Consider the following 14,317-nt stretch of genomic DNA (forward strand, 5'->3'; position numbering starts at 1 on the left):
ACAAAGTTGCAGTGCGACATATGGACTCTTGCTCGATACTCGCGTAGTTTACAGACTGATAAGAATTTCGTCGAAGAGGAACACCCCGATGAATCTCAAGACCATTGCCGTCGCGCTGTCCCTGTCTTTGACGGGTGTTGCTGGCGCCTATGCTGCAGTCCCGACTTCCCTTATCTACCATAACAATGAATCTGCCACGAGCGGTAAGGCTCTGTCGCTTTTCGGCACATGGGTTGCGGCGTGGTCGGATGTGTTTGACACCCTCGGCGCACCGGGCACGGGTTGGACTTTCACCAACTTCGTTTCAAGCGACCTGTCTGTGGTTTTGGGCACCTATGCGACCACCAAGACCAATCCGATTACATATAGCGCGCAGTTCCAGTATTTCGGCGGTCTTGCGACTTATACGCTGCCTGGTGCGGCTGTTCCTGTGCCTGGCCCTGAAGCCGGTGCTGGCGTTGGCGCCCTTGCCCTGCTCGGCGCTGCGTATTGGGTTAAGCGTCGCCGCGACGAGCGGTCGATTGCAGCTTAAATTCATTCGCGTTGGAAATCATAGGGCCCCTTTTGGGGCCCTTTTTTTATCCGTATTTTTGATGAAACGTCCAATCACCGCGCGGCGCCTGAGCGGGCCCAATTGCAAGGCATCGCGTTGAGGGTATCAGGGCCGCTCACCCTCGCTTTACACGGCCTCGAAGGCGTCTTTAAAAAGAGCAGCCGATTGATCTCTCAATGACACAGGTCGTTCGTTCAGCCAGATGGGTTTGCGAGACGTTCAATTGAGGCGCTCTTGCTGTTCTTTCAGGACATGGTGAGGTGATGGACGACCAGAGATCAGCGGGGACGCGCTCACCGACTAAGAAACGGTCTGGTCGGCCTCCTCCAGGTCCGCAGACGGAAATCGCGTCAGCTTGACATTATATTAGCAATTTGGAATATATATAGGTGAGTAAAACTACCCCTCGGACCTAGTCCGGTTTTACTGAGAATAAAAGAGGTCTGGCCGTAGGGTCCAGGCCTCTTCTTTTCTTCACCAACTGTTAAAAGAACCATTCAAATTTTACTTAACTTGTTATTTTCTATGTCTTTTTCGCTACATCTGGCCGAAATACGCCATCATGACCTGGCTCTTCACGTTGGACAGTAGCGACTCCAATATCAGCATCTGCTTATCTCGCCCGACTGGCTCTGTAAGGGTTGATCGGCTGTGGGTGTCGTTGTTCCTGTCCATTTTTCGTCTCACTGGAGCCGCCCTGTTCATGTCGGGGAAGGCGATCGTATTACCGGCGTGGTCAATGGGCCACGCGAAGCCATGCGGTTTATGACCAAACAATTCCGCTTCCAGTCCGGTCAGGTTTATCAGGATGCGCGCAGCATCTGTCGCGACGCGATCGCCGGTCGTGTTGATGCTGAACTTGCCCGTGATTATTTCGTCAGCGCCTATGCGGAAGACTGCGTGCGGGCATGTTTGCTCCGCGAGCTTGCGGCCGGCGCAAGCGAAGGCCTGTCTCCTTAGACTGGATAGCGGCGGTTTTAGATGTATCCTGACGTTCGATCGGGACGGTAACCTTAAGACGTAACCACGGTTTCATCATTGACTTCAGATATTGAATTTGAAGGCGCATATAGCTCTCAGTTGTCAATCGAGCTGCGCCTTTCAGATGATTTATGCCAAACTCAAATCGTCGATGCTCCATCATGCCGAATATGATGAGGAGGCGCATATCCTGATGGTTTATTTCCGTGCGGGCAAAGTTCGCCTGTTTTCGGATGTCCCGCAGGAGATCTTCGACAAGTTATCGCGTGCCTGGTCGCCGGGCCGCTTTTACTTAAGAAAGATCAGGACAAAATTCCCACGGACGGACGCGGAATAAGGCGCCAGCAATGTCCGAAAGCGCTTCAATTCGTTGAGCTTTTGGCACGATGTGCCTTAATGGCACGGCATCCATGTGGACATTGCGTGACATTTAACCGTCGCAGATCATTGGGCCTGACGAAAAACAAACATCAGTAGAGAGATAGTTTATCGCAGATGTCACTAGACTTACCCCACTGCGGCAGAGGCTGGCGTGTACCAGAAATGGCAGCGCTGGCCTCGTTCAACATTCGATCACTCAATTCTTACTATTTGTTAACTCGTGGATTGAATTAGCACAGACTTACATGCATTGTCTCGCCATCTATGGGGATAGTGGGGACGTGGGATGCTGGTCAAACTCAAGTCGCAGCTAATTGAAGCCGTTGAGTATAACGAACAGAGGCGAATGCTTCGCATTTCTTTGGTCGATGGATCAAAGAGGATATTCTCACAGGTGCCGAGGTCGATTGTTGACGATCTGATTACAGCGCAGTCGCCGGGCAGTTATTACATCGATCATATCCGAAGTCATTTTCCCCGCCATCCACAGCCCGATCATTGATCGATCCGACAAAATGCGGGCGGCTCGTTCAGAGCAAGATTGCCGCCGGACAAGGCGTACTCATCGGGGGGGGCATCCCGGATGAAACGCCGTGATCGACTAAATCGCGATTGCGCGGCATTTGAATGAAATCCTTGACGTGACTTTGAGGCACGCGTGGCAGGTTCGATGAAAATCGGAGACGACCACCAATGTCGCAGAGACTTCGCAATTTGATTTTGTCTTTTGGCGTGTCCTTCCTGTTATGGGCGCTGCTCATTCAAGGCGGACAGAGCCTTTATCACTTAGCCTCGCCGCAGACGGATCCGATGACTGTAGCAAGCGTTGGGCGCTGACCTGACCGCCGATCTTTCCGCACAAAAATGCACGCCGGCGAAAAGTTTGCACCTTGTCCCAATTGGCGCATGATTGCCGTTTGCGTTCCGTTGTTCAGCGTCGCCGTCGGACGTCACCGATCATCAGATCAACTTGTCGAAACTCGTTAGAGATAAGCCTATCCCCAAGCCTGTGCTTGAGCCTGCATTGAACCTTCGGTCTTTGCCAAAGCCAACGTTCGGACAGTTCAAACCGTCGCCTCGTTGAGCGCCGTTTTGCTTTGGATTAGCTGTGTCCAGACCGTCCCAGATTGACGTCTCCAAAGCCTTGACATCCGCCGCTCTCGACACATTCCCGGTTCTGCCTATTGCCAGCGGTGCTGAAGCAATTTGTAAAACATCATCAGCTAATTGAGCGTTATTTATCGGCAAGAAATAAGCAGCGCTTGCCATTATCACGTTAAGGGGCTGAGAGTGATCGATTGGCTGAAACGGCGTGCCGGCATCATCTACACCGTCGGAGGGTTTACCTCGCGTAGAGCTGTTATGTCATTTTCTCTAAGAGTGACGCTGATGGTGGTTATCATTGCCGACATTCTCAACATCGTCGTGCATTTCTCGATCGATGCTGTCGGATATTTGCCATACCCGGTCGTGCCCGCAGCGACCGTCGGCGTGATCATCACAACGTTGCTCGCTGGGGTTTTGACATTCTCTGTGACCTTCATCAACGCGAGCGCAATTCGTCGACTGTCGATATCGCATGACGCTTTCGAGCGTATGAGCCGCACAGACGCGCTTTCCGGGCTTTTAAACAGGCGCGCTTTCCTAGAGGCCATCAGCCTGGAGACCGCTGAGGCGTCATTGGCCCTTTTTGATATCGACAGGTTCAAATCGATCAACGACACCTATGGTCATACCGCGGGGGACAGTGTGATCATCGCCGTGGCGAGAGTTTTGAGCGAAACGATATCAAAACAGCATGTGGTTGCGCGCATCGGCGGCGAAGAGTTCGCAGTGCTTCTGACCGGAGGGACGAAAGACGAGAGGTCTTCCGTAGCCGATCGCGCCCGCGAAGCGCTGCAAAACCATCTAATCCTTGTCGATGCAGCAACGATTAGAACGACGGTTTCGGGTGGGATCGCCGAGAATGTCGACTATCCGCAATATTCCCAGCTTTTTGCTGCAGCGGATCGGGCTCTCTACATTGCAAAAGCATCCGGCCGAAATGCGGTGGTCCACGACCACCAGGTCCAGCTTGCGAAAAAACGACCGCTCCAGAAAAGATCGTCGAAAAACTGACGCCAGAGCGCAGTTGGAAACGACAAAAGACCTGGCCGCTCCTTCAGCGACAAGCCGAAGATGTAGAAACCGGAAATTCAGGCGGTCGCCCCTGACAGCTTGCCGCGACGCCTCATGTAAAATGCAAGACCGCCCATAAAAAACGCACCAAGGCCGGCGCCGGCTTCCGGGCCCGGCACGGCCGTTACCGGCGCGGTCAAATTGTAAGTGCCAGTGCCGGAATAATTGACATCTGACCGTTCAAAGCCGAGCGATGACCAGGCGGCTGCGCTGACCGTATAGCGATAAGAGGCGATATAGTTCGTCACACCGTTGATGACCTGGGCGATCGTGCCTGTCAGATAAACGTCGACATAGGCATTGGCGGCATTGGTCGCGGAACGGCCATCGATCAGGAATGGTGCAGCGCCTTTGTCGACACTGACGGTTGGCACATTTGTGCCGCCAACGTTGAGAGTATTGTACTGGATGGTGGTGTTCGAAACGCTGGTCTGCTGCCCCCAGGTGTCGTAAATCTGGCCCCAGCCGGTCGTGCCGACGGTGGCGACGGCTGCAAAATTCTGCATGATCGCCGAAATCGCCGCGGGTACGTAATCGGCTTCCATAAAAGTCTTATAATCCGACAATGTGCCGGCACTGGATGAACATGACAGGGTGGTTGAAGCAACGCCACCTGAACAGGCGGCCTCAGCCGTTGTCGACATACAAAAGCCGATCAGCAGAGCTGCTGTGGAAAAAAGAACCTGACGCATGTCTACCCCCGAATATCTGTGGGGTGGGATAGACGCTGAAGTTTACCTTCCGTCAACCATTTGCCCGCGCTAACCTTAATTGCCAACCTTGTTTTGGCGGGGCCGGCTTTGGTCGCAAAAGGCCAACAGCGCAAATTGGCCGATCATCTCGTCGGTTTGTGACCGATTGGCCCATCACTGGCCGACATGAACGGTTTATCCGCCCAAAACGATCTGGTTGAGATATCGGCCATAGGCACTTTTGCCGTAAGCCTGCGCCAGAAAGGCGAGCTGATCACAGTTGATAAAGCCCATATGGAAGGCGATTTCCTCAGGGCAGCAGATCTTAAAACCCTGCCGGCGTTCCAGGGTCGCGACAAATTCGGACGCTTCGAGCAGGCTGTCGGGCGTGCCGGTGTCGAGCCAGGCATAACCGCGCCCCATCTGTTCCACATGCAGGTCGCCGCGGTCCAGATAGGCCCGGTTGACGTCGGTGATCTCCAGTTCGCCGCGTGGCGATGGTTTTAGATCAGCCGCGATGTCAACGACGTGTTTATCGTAAAAATAAAGGCCAGTGACGGCCCATCTTGAGCGCGGTGCGGTTGGTTTTTCCTCAATCGAGATCGCCCTTTTGTGTCGATCGAATTCGACTACGCCATACCGTTCCGGATCGTTGACGTGATAGGCAAACACCGTTGCGCCCGACGGGCGTTTCATGGCGTTGGTCAAAAGCTCGGTTATTCCGTGACCATAAAAGATGTTGTCACCGAGGATGAGGCAGGACGGGCTGTCGCCGACAAAGTCAGCCCCGATAATATAGGCCTGCGCCAGACCGTCAGGCGATGGTTGAACGGCATAGCTGAGGTTTACACCCCATTGCGAACCATCACCGAGAAGCCGCTCGAAGAGCGGCATATCGGCCGGTGTCGAGATGATCAAGATGTCACGGATGCCAGCCAGCATCAGGGTCGACAAGGGATAAAAGATCATCGGCTTGTCGTAAATCGGCATAAGCTGTTTGGAGACGACCTTGGTCATCGGATGGAGCCGGGTGCCGCTACCGCCTGCCAGAATAATGCCCTTCATGCGTATCGCCTCTAATCTGTCAGCTTCGAGCCAGTCGCTCGACAATGGTTGCGGTTGACTGTTTCCAGTCGGGAAGTTCGACACCGTGGCGGGCAAAAAGCAGGCTGCAGTCGAGCCTGGAATTTGCCGGACGTCGCGCAGGGGTTGGATAGGCGCTCGTTGGAATACGGCCGACCTCTGCACTTGGTCCACCGAGTTTGGCCGAGTGGGCAAAAATCTCGGTGGCAAAATCAGCCCAGCTGCCCTCACCCGTCCCGGTCATATGGAAGAGGCCGCGCAGTGTCGGATCATTGCTGGCCGTCAGGTTGGTAGCAACGGCCAAGATCGCATCGGCGATATCGAGTGCCGAGGTGGGATTGCCCCTTTGGTCGTCGACAATGTTCAAGGTTTTGCGGGTCTGCGCCAGTTGCAACATGGTTTTTGCAAAATTTTTGCCAAACGGGCTATAAACCCAGGCGGTGCGTAAGATCGCATGGTTTGACGTTGCCGCAGCGATCGCATGTTCTCCTGCAAGTTTGGAGCGGCCATAAGCGCTGACAGGAGCGACAGTGTCGGTTTCGATATAAGCAGACGTCTTGGCGCCGTCGAAGACATAATCGGTGGACAGATGGAGGACCGGCACGGCGAGCGCCTGCGCCGTCTCAGCGATTACGCCAGGCGCCACACCGTTGATGATAGTTGCCGCCGCCTCGTCCGTCTCTGCCTGATCAACGGCCGTATAGGCCGCCGCCGAGACGATCACATCGGGGCGTGCAGCCCGCAAGGCGGCCGCGATACTTTCGGGGCGAGATAGATCAAGATCCGGGCGCGCGAGCGCAATGATTTCAAAACGCCCGTCGACTGCGCCGCGTTCCAGAAGCGACAGGACCACCTGCCCTTCGCGCCCCGTGACGACCATGCGGCGGGGGGAAGCGATCTGTGCCAAACTCATGACGATGCTTTCTTGTCGCCAAAAAGGCCGAGCCGCGCGCCGGAATACCCCTGTCGCAGCGGCGCCCACCACCAGTCGTTTTCCAGATACCAGCGCACTGTCTTTTCGATGCCGGTGTCAAAATTTTCTCGCGCGGTCCAGCCAAGTTCGGTCTCGAGCTTGGTGGCGTCGATCGCGTAACGGGCATCATGGCCGGGTCGGTCGGTGACATGGGTGATCAATCGGGCATGCGGCTGATCGTGTGGGCGTAGTTGGTCCATCAATGCGCAGACCCGGTTGACGACGTCGATGTTACGGCGCTCGTTGCGGCCACCCACATTATAGGTCTCACCGATCCGGCCTCGCTCGGCGATGATATCGAGTGCACGGGCGTGATCCTCGACATACAGCCAGTCGCGGATATTGGCACCTGTGCCATAGACCGGCAGCGGTTTTTGCTCGAGCGCGTTCAAGATGATCAGCGGGATCAGTTTTTCGGGGAAATGATAGGGGCCATAATTGTTGGAGCAGTTCGACACCACGACCGGCAGGCCATAGGTACGTGCCCAGGCTTTGGCGAGGTGGTCGGAGGCAGCCTTAGAGGCGGAATAAGGCGAGCTCGGATCATAAGGCGTCATTTCGGTAAACAGGCCATCATCACCAAGTGAGCCATAAACCTCGTCGGTCGAGACATGCAGGAAGCGGAATGTTTCCTTCATCTCACCGTCCAGCGTCAGCCAGTAGTTCCGGGCGCATTCGAGCAGGGTGAACGTGCCGACAATATTGGTGTCGATAAAGTCCTTGGCGCCGGTGATCGACCGGTCGACATGGCTTTCGGCCGCCAGGTGCATGATCCGCTGTGGCATAAAGTCTGCCAAAGCCTGCGAGATCGCAGCACGGTCGCAGATATCGGCTTTTAGAAACCGATAACCGGCATGATGATCAACCGCCTTTAACGAGGTTTGCGTGCCGGCATAGGTCAGTTTGTCGATATTGAGAACCTCGTAGCCCTTGTCGAGCACAAGATGACGCACGACCGCCGAACCGATAAATCCCGCTCCACCTGTCACAACAACGCGCATAAGGCACCGTTCTCCATTTTTGTTATATATGCCGCGATCGCTTCAGACGCCTTGCTTTGCATTTTGCACGTCTTGCCGTTTGTGCCGCGCTTGAGCCTGGCTTTTCAGGCAAAGCTGAAATTGGCCTTTAGATCGGCAAGGACGGGCTGTTTGGTATCTTTTTCCGAGACATGCGCCTTGGCGGGTGAGACCGGCCAATCAATGGCAAGCGCCGGATCGTTCCATTTGAGGCCGCGATCGTGCTCGGCGCTATAATAATCGGTGACTTTATAACTGATCATCGTATCGGGTTTGAGGGTGCAAAATCCGTGGGCAAAACCAGGTGGCACCCAGAACTGCCAGCCGTTTTCTGGCGTCAATTCGACCGCGACATGTCTGCCATAGGTCGGCGATCCCGTTCGGATATCAACGACAACATCGAGCAAAGCACCGGTTATGCAGGAAACGAGCTTACCTTGCGCGCGTGGCTCAAGCTGGAAATGTAGACCCCGAACCGTGCCAACCTCGCCCGACAATGACCGATTATCCTGGACGAAGGTAAACGGACCGGCCTCTGCCTCAAACAGATTGGCACGAAACGTCTCCATGAAATACCCGCGGCTGTCACCAAACTTATTGGGTTTGATCAGCAGCAAACCCGGTATCTCCAGCCTGTCGAAATGCATTCTTGCCACCGATCTTTCTCATTCAACATCAAGCCTCATGGCAGGATCAGGCCCAAAATGGGTGGATCTCTTGCCAAGTCTCAAAGCCCGACAATCCAATGACACCCGGCAGCGCGCGGCTGAGAACGGCATCGTCTGATCTTCGGTTTAAGGCTGGCGCTCGTTTATCACGAAGCGAAGTGTCCGCTCCAGCCCATTCGATCAAATCGGAAAGGGTCGCAACCCGATGTTTTTGATTAAAAGGGTAAGATCTGTTGCAGGCCGGGCGTCACCGCAAATTTCCGACAAGGTCAGGCCTTGGCCAGACGCGGGTATAATTGTTTGACGATCAGGATCAGAAGAAGTGCCATAACGCAGCCCAATAGGGCCCCTGAGGATTTTACCATCACGTCGATCAGATGCGCGTGGCGGCTTGGGGACAGGAATTGCGAGGCCTCGATCATGGCCGGCACACAAAGGGATGCGATGACCGCGTAAATCCAGCGGCTCGGCCAGGCGAGAACACCAAAGGCTGCAAGCCCGGTAAACGCCAATGCCCGGTCTATATTAACGGAAATAAATACACGTGGACGCAGACCGATGGGGGACACGGTCGCAAAGATGATGAGAAGGAGGGTCACAACAAAAAGAACGGCAAAAAGTCTCTTCATATATCCATCTTCGATCAAGGATCTTACGATCTGGTTTCGCCGATCAGACGCAATATCAAGGTGGTTATCTGCGGCTGTCTGTCATTTGTCCATCGACGGATCAGGCTTGCCTGTTATTGCGGCGGAATTTTGCGACGCCCGATGGATAAGTGGTTTTCAAAGTTCCGGTAGCCAACCTTCGTTCGATCAAATTGGCCATACCGAATGTAGCCGCGTCACCAAATCAAGTACAGACACGAGATCTCGCTCATATTTTCACTATATTTCTGATTTATACTGAAAATCCAGTCACATTTCATTGACGACACCGAGAATGAAACCTAGTCTGCCGACACTTTCCGGGAGATAGATCAATGGGAAAAACGTTTCATGGGCCATTTCGCATAACGGGTGCCGATATTTCTATTGGCCGCGATGGCGACATCTATATCCATTTCAAGGATGACAAGAGCAATGTCATCGGCCTGATGCTTGAACCGGAAGCCATCAACGAGCTGACCCACACGCTGGAATCTGCGGCATTACAGGCCGTGCTCAAGCCATTGCCGGAACCGCAGATTGAGCGCTATCGACTGGCGGCTGAATAAAGGGCTTCCACCCGAAGCGGTGACGTCGAGAGGCACCAAACCATTTGATCGATGGGATTGGCCGTTCGAGGCCGAAGGCCAGAAAATTGATAGGTCTCGACAATTGCCTGGAATACGCTTTGGGCGGTAGCACGCCTTAATAGGGTCGCGCTTTTTGCATGTCTGTCGGGCAGGCCCCTCCCCCTTAAACTTAAGGCGCTTTGCCTTAATGCCCTCTCCCACAGCGCCCTTTGAGCGCCCCCCCTTGAGCGCCCTCGAACGCCCTTGAACGCCCTTGGCTTGACCATGCGCTCAAGCCCGTTTGCTTGCTTTCGAGTTGCAGCTCGCGCGCACAGCTTGACTGCAGGATGACGCTTAAAAGCGCCTTTCAGGAGAGGATTTCCGCCTCGGCTGCTGCTTCCAAAAAAGCGAGGCGCGCCCGTTCCGGCTCGACGCGGCGCCTGAGGACCTGAGAGCAGAGTTTTGCTGCCTCTTGTGCCTGCTCACCACGCACGGACGGCCATCGGTGATGGAGGAAAATCAGCGCTTCGGCGGGATTTTCGATAATCTCTTGGCGGACTGAGCCGAGCCGCAAGACAACCGGATCCCTCCAATTGGCCCAGGTCGGATCGATCACGGACAGATCGACAGTCCAGCGTCTTCGCACAGCCATAACCACCCCCGTTGATGACAACTATGAATGGTTGATTGATGCCATCACAACACTGCGCCAAGCTTGCGCCTCAGCGTCGCGTTTTGCCTCCTTTTGCCGAAAACTTAAGGGCTCCACACCGCCTGCAAAGCGGACTGAGGCGCTCACCATAGCCAGATGAAAACAGCGATGATGATGGCCCAGAGTGTCAGGGAAATTCCAAAAATGAGCAGATAATTTCGAAATCTTTTGGTCATGGCGTCAACATGCGCCCGCCACGACCAATGGTTAACCCGGCATCAATATCCATGCCTGACAAGTGATTAACGGCCCGGCCGAGATTTTGCATCAGAATGAGAATATGTACCAGATCGACACATCGACCTTGTGGATTATCGTGATCCTCAATCGTATTTCGCTCTGACAAGCATGCCGCGGTCTTTAATGTTGCAACAAACGAAGTCAGCCTGGCGGGCGATTCACCACGGTCGCGAGACAAGCGATGGCACGGAATTTGAGCGACCCGAGTTGCAGGAGTGTCGAGGGCGGCATGAGATTTGAGGGTCGCGCAGCGATCGAACCGTTCGAGGACAGCGGCTTTTGCGGATGATCATCTGCTTATTTGAGGACAGATGAGGACCGTCGACCGCTTGTCATGAGAGCACGTTATCGAAGCGGGCTTTGAGATGCAGGTTGGGAAGGACGCCGTTCGCCTCGGCGACATGATAGAGATCCCGGGCGACGACAAAACTGCCGCCCCACAAAAGCAAGCTCACCTGAAACAAGATTATGAAGATCTGCACTCTCATCGGTTCGATCATCAGGACAAATCCGACATGTTTAAGGAGGGGACGTGTTTTTGGCAGAGGGTTTCTCTACCGTCTTGTCGTTGACGGCTTGAGCCAGTTCTCGCCCACACCAATTGAGACACATCAACAGGTTTTCAGCAATCCTTGCTTGCATTTGATGACTTTCATGATAGGTGATCATATACGGTTTATGCCGTGGGGCGTGGAAACCCCTTTGGGATCAGAAAGCTATTCAAGCGACCGTGTCTGTTTCACGGTCGGGTAGCTTGTGGTTATACAACAGGCTCTCCAGCTAAAAGCCACAAGGGTCGTACCAACGACTTTCCAACTACCCGGCCATGACATGCCAGGTGTGATCCTGGCCAGGAGAGGTTGGAATGGCTGAGATTTCTTCAAATTGCGCTTTGAATTCGCCACATGCCCGGGTCAGGCATGATCGGGTGGATCAGGAAATTGGGCGGCGCATTTTTCTGCGCCGAAAACATTTGCGATTGTCGCAAACGGCTTTGGGTGACGGGATCGGCGTCTCGTTCCAGCAGATCCAGAAATATGAGCGGGGCACCAACCGCGTGGCGACATCGGCGCTTTACCGGATCGCGGTCGCGTTAAATGTGCCGATGAGCTATTTTTTCGACGCACTTCCGGTTGTCGATTGTGACCCTTCGCCGCCGCTTGAGCGTGATGCACATCTCGAATTTGTCGCGACCCAGGAAGGTCAGCGGCTGATCGACAATTTCCTCAAATTGCCAAAACCGCTGCGGCCTAAATTCATCGCCATGCTGGATACGCTGAATGCGGTGCATGACGAGGAATTGCTGGCCGGTGAGGCCTAAAGGCCCCCTCGCCGCCCGGTCATGCCCTGCCATTGCTTTCTGGATTATTCGAGGGTGTGCATGGCCTTGAGGAGCGATAACAAGGTTGCGGCAATGTCTGCGGGGAGTTCTTCGACGAGTTTTATCAGCGTTTGGCGTTGATTGGCGTCCTGGTCGTTTTTTCCAAAAAGATGCGGCGCGACAGGCAAAACCACGTCGAGCGGCGAAAAGCCCAACAACTCGCTTAATTGGACAAGTCGGGTGACGGTCAGTTTGCTTTCGCCTCGTTCGTATCGGCCATAGACCTGGGGGTGCAACCCGAGAAGGAAGGCCACATCGGCAGAGGTCAAATCCGTCTTTTCGCGGGCCTGCTTTAAGGCATCGCCGATCCGCCTTTCCAGATCGGTCAACGCCACGACGCCTTCATATCCCGGGCGCCGGAATATTGGTTTATCGCTGTCGGTATCGTGGACCTCAACAATCCCTTTGGTCTCGATATGGCTTTCGACCTTACCTTTCATCGGGCAATTTATCTCCTTGGCGATGACATCAGATCTCTCAAACAAGATAGAGGGGCGAGCGCTGCATTTGATAAGCGGTTCGCCGGCATTCGTCACGGGGATAGACGCCACTGGCACCCCGTGCCCGTCGGATCACCAACTAGATTTTCTGCAGCCAATCTGGATCAACACAGGCCAGCTTGGCCAAGTCTCCCCCAAGCGTTGACGCCAACTGGATGTTTGTGAGGCGCGGAACCGCGAAAAAAACGGTTATCAAAGACGAAAAAAGGCCGCAGGCGGCTCTCGACACGATGTGAACTTGGCTTGTGACCCCCGCTTCACAATGAGGCATAAATTGCGTTTCAACAAGAATACACGTTCTTTATCCACCGGATCGAGACAAAGATCAGTCACAGAAAAGTCTATCAGGCCGGACGGATGATCCCACCAAACGCGGCCGCGCCTTTTTATTTGTGTTGCATGACGTTTTAATTTTTTTTCTGACGCCGCACGTAGATTAATCCTGCCGGAAGGCGTGGGTCATCTGATCGGAGAGCGGTTTGGCGAAATAAGAAATGGCGGAACGATCGGCAATTTTGACGAATATTTCGGCCGGCATGCCGGGATAAAGCGACAGCGTTTTTAGTTGATCGAGGCGATCGGGATCGGGTCGGATACGGATGGGATAATAAGTTGCGCCGCTCCTCTGATCGGTGACGATGTCGGGGGAGATCGATAGGACGTCCCCTTCGATCTGTGGCGTGGTTCTTTGGTCAAAGGCGGTAAACCGGATATCGGCCTTTTGACCTGGGCGAAGCTGATCGATATCCCGGGCTGCGATTTTGGCCTCAACCGTCAAATGGTGGTCATCGGGGGCCAATAACATCAACGGCTCGCCGGCATTGGCGACCCCACCGACGGTGTGGATTGCCAGCTGATAAACGCGGCCGTCTTGAGGTGCGCGGATATCAAGGCGTTTCAGCTGATCGACAACGGCAACCCGCCGCTGCGCCATTTCGGCGATTGTCGCTTCCACCTCGGTCAGATCCTTGGCGTTTTCGGCTCGACGATCCTCGTCGAGCTGGAGGATCTGGAGATTGATTTCGGCGATACGCCCTTCGGCCTGCGCGCGGGCTGCCATACGCTCACCGCGATTGCCATCCAGTTCGATCCTTTGGCGTTTGAGCGCGTTAAGCCTTTGCATCGTGACCAGCTGTTTCTCATAAAGTGAATTGGTTGCGCGCAACTCTTCATCGATGAGTTTGGTCGCTTCGTCGATTGCCCTGATCTGCAGAGTGTTGCCGGCGATCTCCTCGTTTAACTGCGCCTTTTTCTCAACCAGTTGCCGCTTCATTCCCGCGAGCGAGGATTTTCGGGTGATAAACAGCTCGATCTCGCCATCGATCAGTGTGGGGTTGGTCTTCAGATCAATGCCATTGGTGTTCAGATCATCGAGCGAAAATTTGGCCTCGTTTTGCCGTTCGGCATTGAGCCGCGCGCGTCGGACATAAAGCTGGGTCAAGGTGCTTTCCAATATGGCGAGATTTGCCTGCAAGGATGTGCCGTCAAGGCGGACCAGAAGATCGCCTGCTTTCACCTGGCTGCCTTCTTTGACCAGAAGCTGTGAAACGATCCCACCAGTCAGGTGCTGGATGGTTTTGTGACTATCATCGATAATCACCGTTCCTTCGGCAATGATTGCGTTGGAAAGCCGGGTTGTGGCGGCCCAGCCGCCAAGACCGATCAAAACTGTCGCCGATAAAACGGCAAAAAAAGCGATATGGCGACGAAGTGAAACCTGAGACGAGGTTACAGACATGG

The 14,317-nt window shown here is 54.4% G+C and carries 17 protein-coding genes; 7 read left to right on the forward strand and 10 right to left on the reverse strand.

Going from position 1 to position 14,317, the window contains the following annotated elements:
- The first annotated feature begins 88 nt into the window (after positions 1-88).
- The 5 genes from AC2GXZ_RS19625 to AC2GXZ_RS19645 all read left to right on the forward strand — a co-directional run bounded on the left by AC2GXZ_RS19625 (position 89) and on the right by AC2GXZ_RS19645 (position 4,033).
- Positions 89-532, forward strand: a complete 444-nt coding sequence (locus AC2GXZ_RS19625; protein WP_483760896.1) for a hypothetical protein — start codon at positions 89-91, stop codon at positions 530-532.
- 672 nt (positions 533-1,204) lie between these two features.
- Positions 1,205-1,513 carry a DUF982 domain-containing protein gene (locus AC2GXZ_RS19630; RefSeq protein WP_483760897.1) on the forward strand — a complete coding sequence of 103 codons (309 nt, stop codon included), beginning with the start codon at positions 1,205-1,207 and terminating at the stop codon, positions 1,511-1,513.
- A 172-nt stretch (positions 1,514-1,685) separates the two neighbouring features.
- Positions 1,686-1,871, forward strand: coding sequence for a KTSC domain-containing protein (locus AC2GXZ_RS19635; protein ID WP_483761232.1), 186 nt, complete (start codon positions 1,686-1,688; stop codon positions 1,869-1,871).
- Between the two features lie 330 nt (positions 1,872-2,201).
- The gene (locus tag AC2GXZ_RS19640) at positions 2,202-2,417 is read left to right on the forward strand and encodes a KTSC domain-containing protein (protein WP_483760898.1); all 216 of its coding nucleotides are present in this window, start codon (positions 2,202-2,204) and stop codon (positions 2,415-2,417) included.
- Between the two features lie 725 nt (positions 2,418-3,142).
- On the forward strand, positions 3,143-4,033 hold the full coding sequence (locus tag AC2GXZ_RS19645) for a GGDEF domain-containing protein (RefSeq protein WP_483760899.1): 891 nt from the start codon (positions 3,143-3,145) through the stop codon (positions 4,031-4,033).
- A 77-nt stretch (positions 4,034-4,110) separates the two neighbouring features.
- Here the strand turns inward: AC2GXZ_RS19645 and AC2GXZ_RS19650 are convergent, their stop codons facing one another.
- The 6 genes from AC2GXZ_RS19650 to AC2GXZ_RS19675 all read right to left on the reverse strand — a co-directional run bounded on the left by AC2GXZ_RS19650 (position 4,111) and on the right by AC2GXZ_RS19675 (position 9,157).
- Positions 4,111-4,638, reverse strand: a complete 528-nt coding sequence (locus AC2GXZ_RS19650) for a hypothetical protein (protein WP_483760900.1) — start codon at positions 4,636-4,638, stop codon at positions 4,111-4,113.
- Between the two features lie 342 nt (positions 4,639-4,980).
- Positions 4,981-5,850 (reverse strand): glucose-1-phosphate thymidylyltransferase RfbA, encoded by an 870-nt coding sequence (gene rfbA / locus AC2GXZ_RS19655; protein WP_483760901.1) that lies wholly within the window; start codon positions 5,848-5,850, stop codon positions 4,981-4,983.
- Positions 5,851-5,869: 19 nt separating this feature from the next.
- Positions 5,870-6,781, reverse strand: a complete 912-nt coding sequence (rfbD, locus tag AC2GXZ_RS19660; RefSeq protein WP_483760902.1) for a dTDP-4-dehydrorhamnose reductase — start codon at positions 6,779-6,781, stop codon at positions 5,870-5,872.
- Entirely contained in the window at positions 6,778-7,842 is a 1,065-nt protein-coding gene (gene rfbB / locus AC2GXZ_RS19665) for a dTDP-glucose 4,6-dehydratase (RefSeq protein WP_483760903.1), read from the reverse strand. Before rfbB ends, rfbD begins: the two co-directional genes overlap by 4 nt.
- 104 nt (positions 7,843-7,946) lie before the next feature.
- Entirely contained in the window at positions 7,947-8,507 is a 561-nt protein-coding gene (gene rfbC / locus AC2GXZ_RS19670) for a dTDP-4-dehydrorhamnose 3,5-epimerase (protein ID WP_483760904.1), read from the reverse strand.
- A 290-nt stretch (positions 8,508-8,797) separates the two neighbouring features.
- A complete protein-coding gene (locus AC2GXZ_RS19675; RefSeq protein WP_483760905.1) occupies positions 8,798-9,157 on the reverse strand; it encodes a VanZ family protein in 360 nt (119 codons plus the stop codon).
- A gap of 353 nt (positions 9,158-9,510) precedes the next feature.
- Here AC2GXZ_RS19675 and AC2GXZ_RS19680 point away from each other — a divergent pair, with 353 nt between their 5' ends.
- Positions 9,511-9,744, forward strand: coding sequence for a hypothetical protein (locus tag AC2GXZ_RS19680; RefSeq protein WP_483760906.1), 234 nt, complete (start codon positions 9,511-9,513; stop codon positions 9,742-9,744).
- Between the two features lie 367 nt (positions 9,745-10,111).
- Here AC2GXZ_RS19680 and AC2GXZ_RS19685 read toward each other — a convergent pair whose 3' ends face one another.
- On the reverse strand, positions 10,112-10,396 hold the full coding sequence (locus AC2GXZ_RS19685; RefSeq protein ID WP_483760907.1) for a DUF982 domain-containing protein: 285 nt from the start codon (positions 10,394-10,396) through the stop codon (positions 10,112-10,114).
- Between the two features lie 632 nt (positions 10,397-11,028).
- Positions 11,029-11,196 carry a hypothetical protein gene (locus AC2GXZ_RS19690; RefSeq protein WP_483760908.1) on the reverse strand — a complete coding sequence of 56 codons (168 nt, stop codon included), beginning with the start codon at positions 11,194-11,196 and terminating at the stop codon, positions 11,029-11,031.
- 365 nt (positions 11,197-11,561) lie between these two features.
- On the opposite strand from AC2GXZ_RS19690, the gene AC2GXZ_RS19695 reads away from it, so the two are divergent.
- Positions 11,562-12,017, forward strand: coding sequence for a helix-turn-helix domain-containing protein (locus AC2GXZ_RS19695; protein WP_483760909.1), 456 nt, complete (start codon positions 11,562-11,564; stop codon positions 12,015-12,017).
- 44 nt (positions 12,018-12,061) lie between these two features.
- On the opposite strand, the gene AC2GXZ_RS19700 is transcribed toward AC2GXZ_RS19695, so the two are convergent.
- Together AC2GXZ_RS19700 and AC2GXZ_RS19705 are read right to left on the reverse strand one after the other, a co-directional pair.
- Positions 12,062-12,517: a helix-turn-helix domain-containing protein gene (locus AC2GXZ_RS19700; RefSeq protein WP_483760910.1), complete on the reverse strand. Its 456-nt coding sequence runs from the start codon at positions 12,515-12,517 to the stop codon at positions 12,062-12,064.
- A 496-nt stretch (positions 12,518-13,013) separates the two neighbouring features.
- The gene (locus AC2GXZ_RS19705) at positions 13,014-14,315 is read right to left on the reverse strand and encodes an HlyD family type I secretion periplasmic adaptor subunit (protein WP_483760911.1); all 1,302 of its coding nucleotides are present in this window, start codon (positions 14,313-14,315) and stop codon (positions 13,014-13,016) included.
- Positions 14,316-14,317: the final 2 nt, after the last annotated feature.

The sequence above is a fragment of the Aliirhizobium sp. YIM B11859 genome (assembly GCF_057163345.1).

Bases quoted from the DNA above. Each gene is read 5' to 3' on its own strand.
- rfbC (WP_483760904.1), bottom strand. From the start codon at position 8,507: ATGCATTTCGACAGGCTGGAGATACCGGGTTTGCTGCTGATCAAACCC.
- AC2GXZ_RS19625 (WP_483760896.1), top strand. From the start codon at position 89: ATGAATCTCAAGACCATTGCCGTCGCGCTGTCCCTGTCTTTGACGGGT.
- AC2GXZ_RS19650 (WP_483760900.1), bottom strand. From the start codon at position 4,638: ATGGAAGCCGATTACGTACCCGCGGCGATTTCGGCGATCATGCAGAAT.
- AC2GXZ_RS19675 (WP_483760905.1), bottom strand. From the start codon at position 9,157: ATGAAGAGACTTTTTGCCGTTCTTTTTGTTGTGACCCTCCTTCTCATC.
- rfbD (WP_483760902.1), bottom strand. From the start codon at position 6,781: ATGAGTTTGGCACAGATCGCTTCCCCCCGCCGCATGGTCGTCACGGGG.
- AC2GXZ_RS19685 (WP_483760907.1), bottom strand. From the start codon at position 10,396: ATGGCTGTGCGAAGACGCTGGACTGTCGATCTGTCCGTGATCGATCCG.
- AC2GXZ_RS19680 (WP_483760906.1), top strand. From the start codon at position 9,511: ATGGGAAAAACGTTTCATGGGCCATTTCGCATAACGGGTGCCGATATT.
- AC2GXZ_RS19635 (WP_483761232.1), top strand. From the start codon at position 1,686: ATGCTCCATCATGCCGAATATGATGAGGAGGCGCATATCCTGATGGTT.
- AC2GXZ_RS19640 (WP_483760898.1), top strand. From the start codon at position 2,202: ATGCTGGTCAAACTCAAGTCGCAGCTAATTGAAGCCGTTGAGTATAAC.
- AC2GXZ_RS19705 (WP_483760911.1), bottom strand. From the start codon at position 14,315: ATGTCTGTAACCTCGTCTCAGGTTTCACTTCGTCGCCATATCGCTTTT.
- AC2GXZ_RS19700 (WP_483760910.1), bottom strand. From the start codon at position 12,517: ATGAAAGGTAAGGTCGAAAGCCATATCGAGACCAAAGGGATTGTTGAG.
- AC2GXZ_RS19690 (WP_483760908.1), bottom strand. From the start codon at position 11,196: ATGATCGAACCGATGAGAGTGCAGATCTTCATAATCTTGTTTCAGGTG.
- rfbB (WP_483760903.1), bottom strand. From the start codon at position 7,842: ATGCGCGTTGTTGTGACAGGTGGAGCGGGATTTATCGGTTCGGCGGTC.
- rfbA (WP_483760901.1), bottom strand. From the start codon at position 5,850: ATGAAGGGCATTATTCTGGCAGGCGGTAGCGGCACCCGGCTCCATCCG.
- AC2GXZ_RS19695 (WP_483760909.1), top strand. From the start codon at position 11,562: ATGGCTGAGATTTCTTCAAATTGCGCTTTGAATTCGCCACATGCCCGG.